The sequence below is a fragment of the Allocoleopsis sp. genome (assembly GCF_036703385.1).
Classification (GTDB): Bacteria; Cyanobacteriota; Cyanobacteriia; order Cyanobacteriales; family Coleofasciculaceae; genus Allocoleopsis.
Map to the genome: position 1 here is coordinate 1 of NZ_DATNPA010000571.1, position 3636 is coordinate 3636.

Consider the following 3636-nt stretch of genomic DNA (forward strand, 5'->3'; position numbering starts at 1 on the left):
ATAACAGGGGATTTGGTATCACTGCCAGCCCCTAAACCAACTAACCCAATTAAATGGCCTTAACTTTTGACCAATAATATGTGGCGTAAACTCACAATCGTTTTAATATCCCTGAGTTTTTGTTGGACTACATTAGCATGTAGTTCTCCGAACTCAACACAGTCTTACCAAAATCAGACAAACAATACTTCGCTTCCTCGCAATCAGTTGAGCCAGGGTCAGTATTCGGTGCAACAGGCAACTTACAATGATGCCAATGGAGAATACAGCATCATGCTGCTCAATACCTCACCAGGTACTCCCTCGGTTTACCGCACGGAAAATTTGCAGATGGCGCGTCTGACCGATGCTGAAATTGCTGAAGGAAAACAAACTTACCTGGAAGTTAATGGCAATCAGGGGGTAATGCACCTGACCCCAGACTTCAAGATTGAATATGTCCACAACGTCACCGAAACACAGACTAACCCCCAAACGGGTCAACGAGAAACCGTAATCGTGCGTCAGCAGTCTGGCTTCTGGGCTCCTTTTGCAGGTGCTTTGGCAGGTCAGGCTTTGGGCAGTCTGCTGTTTAGACCCCATTACTACGTGCCGCCTATATATCAGCCTGGGGGAGTAATGATGGGCTATGGTGGGTATGGCAGCAGTTACAGCGAAGCGGTTAATCGATACCAAACTCGATACCAAACGCCACCACCTGCGGTTAGAAATCGTCAAACCTTCCGAACAACAGGGCGCTTACGGTCACCGTCGTATAATCAACCCACAACAGTTCGTCGGATACCAAGCAACACCAATCGCTCTACAGGATCGGGTTACGGTACTAGTCGGCTACGTCCCTCTAATACATCACGTCCCAGCCGTACAAACAGTCCTAGTAGATTTGGGAGCGGTACCCGCCGCCCTTCTCGGAGTACGGGAGGATTTGGTACCGTCAGAAGAGGCCGTTAAAACAGGCGTCTGATGGGCGATTTTTCCCAGTGTTTTCCAGCTAAAGATTACCTACACCTTTGTTCGGGCGGGTAATGATAAAGTAGGGGCACGACATGTCGTGCCCCTACTCGATCTGAATTGTAGGGGCAATCCCCGCGTGGTTGCGCCTACTGAGCCTCTTTCCCGATAACTATTACTGCGCTCAGGATTGCACCTGTGCCATAAACCAAGCCCCGACTTCAGTATTATCCATTTGACGAGAGCGCCGCAAAGCTTCCTCTAGTAGTGAAATAGCTAGCCCTGGCAATACCTCTGATTCCCTAATTCGTTGACTGCCCTCGTTAGCAATAATCTTAAAGGCAGTAATTCGTGCTTTTTTAACATCCACCACCCAGTATTCGGCTACTCCCAAATCCTCATACAAAATTCGTTTTTCGCCTAAGTCATCCGACAGAGAAGTGTCGGCAACTTCAATTGCCAAATCTGGGGGTTGGTGGTTCTCTAAATTCACTATAGAAGTTCCTGTTGGGGCTAATTGTACCCGCTCTCCAAGATAGTAAGAAGCATCCGGTTGAGCCTCTCGCACCCCAGGTTTTCGATAGCTACAGTTGACCTTCAGTCGCATTCGTATGCCTTTGGCGATGCCAAAATTGTATACTAATATGACAATAATTCCGTTGTCATCAGCATGGTCTGGTCCGACTGGTGGCATTTCAATCCTTAATTGTCCATTGTGGTAGTAACCTTTAGCTTTTTCATAGGCAGGGTCTTCAATCGCCTGGATGTATTCATCCCAAGCTGCGAGTACCCAGGTATCTGTTGGTATTTTGATCTGTAGTTCACTCATAGATTATCTCATTGAAATTAGTTCTATTAATTAGAAGCTATTGACTAACTAAACGATGCTAGTTGCTGCGAGTCCCGCAGCACTTATAAATTGAGTGGTTCTTGAGAGCTTTGCTTTCTTGTTACCATCCTCAATATTCTCTTTCAGCTTCAGCCTATACTCTTCTTTAAGCTGAAACAAGGATTTGTTTATGATTGACTACAATTTGTTAGCATATCAAGCTCGGTAGACTTGGAAAAACGAGCATCTGTGTTGTCCAAATGCTTTGCTCTCAACTTCAGTATGCGATCGCAATGCTAAAGGTGCTCGTATAGAAGGGCAAAGCCTTTGCAGAAAAACATCTTGGTTAACCAACAAGCTCGATCGCTAAAATGCTGATGTTCCTTCTTCGCTACCACCCATACAGCTTTCTGGGATTGCTGGGTGAAGAATAGCCCAGTTCCCAAGGAGCGATCACTCGTTATCACCAATCGGATAGGATGACGTTGAAGCAAGTACACCACTCCGTCAGCGTAGTGCGTTTTTTAAGGAGAGAGGTTGTCTACAACTGGTGAAAACTCAGCGTCGCTCCAACCCTCTGTACTCACCCACTGAAGAATTATCGGGATTTTCGCCTCGAATCAGAAAGGATTAATATAGCCCCCTAAATCATTAACCTGCCCCGCAGAAAACGAGTGTTTAAGGTGCGATTTAATTTTTAGTAGAGAGAAACAGAGAACCCATGACTATAAATTTCAACCCCAACCTTCTTCCTAACGATGCTCCCAGTGATGAGCTGATTGCTGAAAAATTAGGAGCCTTATTACTTGGCGATCCTGATGCATTTCAGGAGGAAGCCAAGCGGCTTCCTCTGGGAGGATGGGATGCAGCGACCTTTAACTCGATGTTTGATGATGAGGAAGAGGAAGAGGAGGAGGAAGTGGAAGCCGCGTGACTCTAACCTCAGATGCCAACGATAGGATATTTGTGTAATTCTGCGCAAAACTCCCAGACTTTTGCACAATTTCGACAAAAAGTCAATGATTCAGCCCTACCGAACTGCTATTTTTATCTTGGGAACCGTTGCCTTACTTTCAGGGAGCAGTTGCGCCGCCAATGGGGCAGCTAGCCAAGCGCCAACAGCTCTAGTCAGCCGTCCTCTGGCTCTAGCAACGACCCCAGATACTTCTTTTGCTGCCTCCCCTGCTTTCCCTAAAACTGCGATCGCCAAAAATACGAGCAACTTGCTTTCTTCTGAGCAAAAAGCGCAGCTCAATCAACTGGGTATGCCAATTATTGTGCCCACCTATCTTCCTGGTGGCTTTCGATTAACTAACTTCTTGGCTAAAAAAGAGCGAGACGACTATGCCAGTGGCGAGTACTCTTGGTATTCAATGTTTTATCAAGGAACCAATAACACCTGCTTAGAAGTTTCTGCAAATGTTGATCCAGCAATGTCAACGGTGAATCTACAGAAGACATTAGTGAAGACTCGGTTGGGTGCAGTGGAGGTTTATTCTGGGAATGTAGAGAGTAAACCGATGATTGTCGGTCTTTTCTCGTTGGGTACTAAAAATGGATATATGCTGAGAACTGGTGCTTGGATGCCTCAAACTCTCCCAGGAGGGCGGTGCAATCCAGTCAGTCGAAAAGAGTACATCCAAGTGTTGAAATCGCTGGAAAGGTTGAAGTGATATAGCTGTTAGCAGTCAGCTATGAGCTATCAGCTCTTTTACAAAGAAGAGTAGAGGCAAGAACACCCGCATCAAATTTTTCTCCAAACTAAATCAATTCTGCCCAGGGTGTACAGGGTGTGGAAAGCCGCTTTTCCCAATAGGGCTTTAAGATGTCTTTTTGCTCTTGAAGCAGTTCGGTAC

General features: G+C 46.1%; 5 protein-coding genes. 3 read left to right on the plus strand and 2 right to left on the minus strand.

Translation table 11 applies throughout. The features are described 5' to 3' along the window. The first annotated feature begins 78 nt into the window (after nt 1–78). A complete protein-coding gene (locus V6C93_RS27820) occupies nt 79–951 on the plus strand; it encodes a hypothetical protein (protein WP_349262865.1) in 873 nt (290 codons plus the stop codon). A 184-nt stretch (nt 952–1135) separates the two neighbouring features. Here the strand turns inward: V6C93_RS27820 and V6C93_RS27825 are convergent, their stop codons facing one another. Together V6C93_RS27825 and V6C93_RS27830 are read right to left on the minus strand one after the other, a co-directional pair. Beyond that, entirely contained in the window at nt 1136–1780 is a 645-nt protein-coding gene (locus tag V6C93_RS27825; protein WP_333479920.1) for a Uma2 family endonuclease, read from the minus strand. A 296-nt stretch (nt 1781–2076) separates the two neighbouring features. Continuing rightward, nucleotides 2077–2283: a hypothetical protein gene (locus tag V6C93_RS27830; RefSeq protein ID WP_333479921.1), complete on the minus strand. Its 207-nt coding sequence runs from the start codon at nt 2281–2283 to the stop codon at nt 2077–2079. A 218-nt stretch (nt 2284–2501) separates the two neighbouring features. Between V6C93_RS27830 and V6C93_RS27835 the strand changes: the two genes are divergently transcribed. Next, nucleotides 2502–2714: a hypothetical protein gene (locus tag V6C93_RS27835; protein ID WP_333479922.1), complete on the plus strand. Its 213-nt coding sequence runs from the start codon at nt 2502–2504 to the stop codon at nt 2712–2714. Between the two features lie 85 nt (nt 2715–2799). Continuing rightward, nucleotides 2800–3453 carry a hypothetical protein gene (locus tag V6C93_RS27840; RefSeq protein ID WP_333479923.1) on the plus strand — a complete coding sequence of 218 codons (654 nt, stop codon included), beginning with the start codon at nt 2800–2802 and terminating at the stop codon, nt 3451–3453. Nucleotides 3454–3636 lie beyond the last annotated feature (183 nt).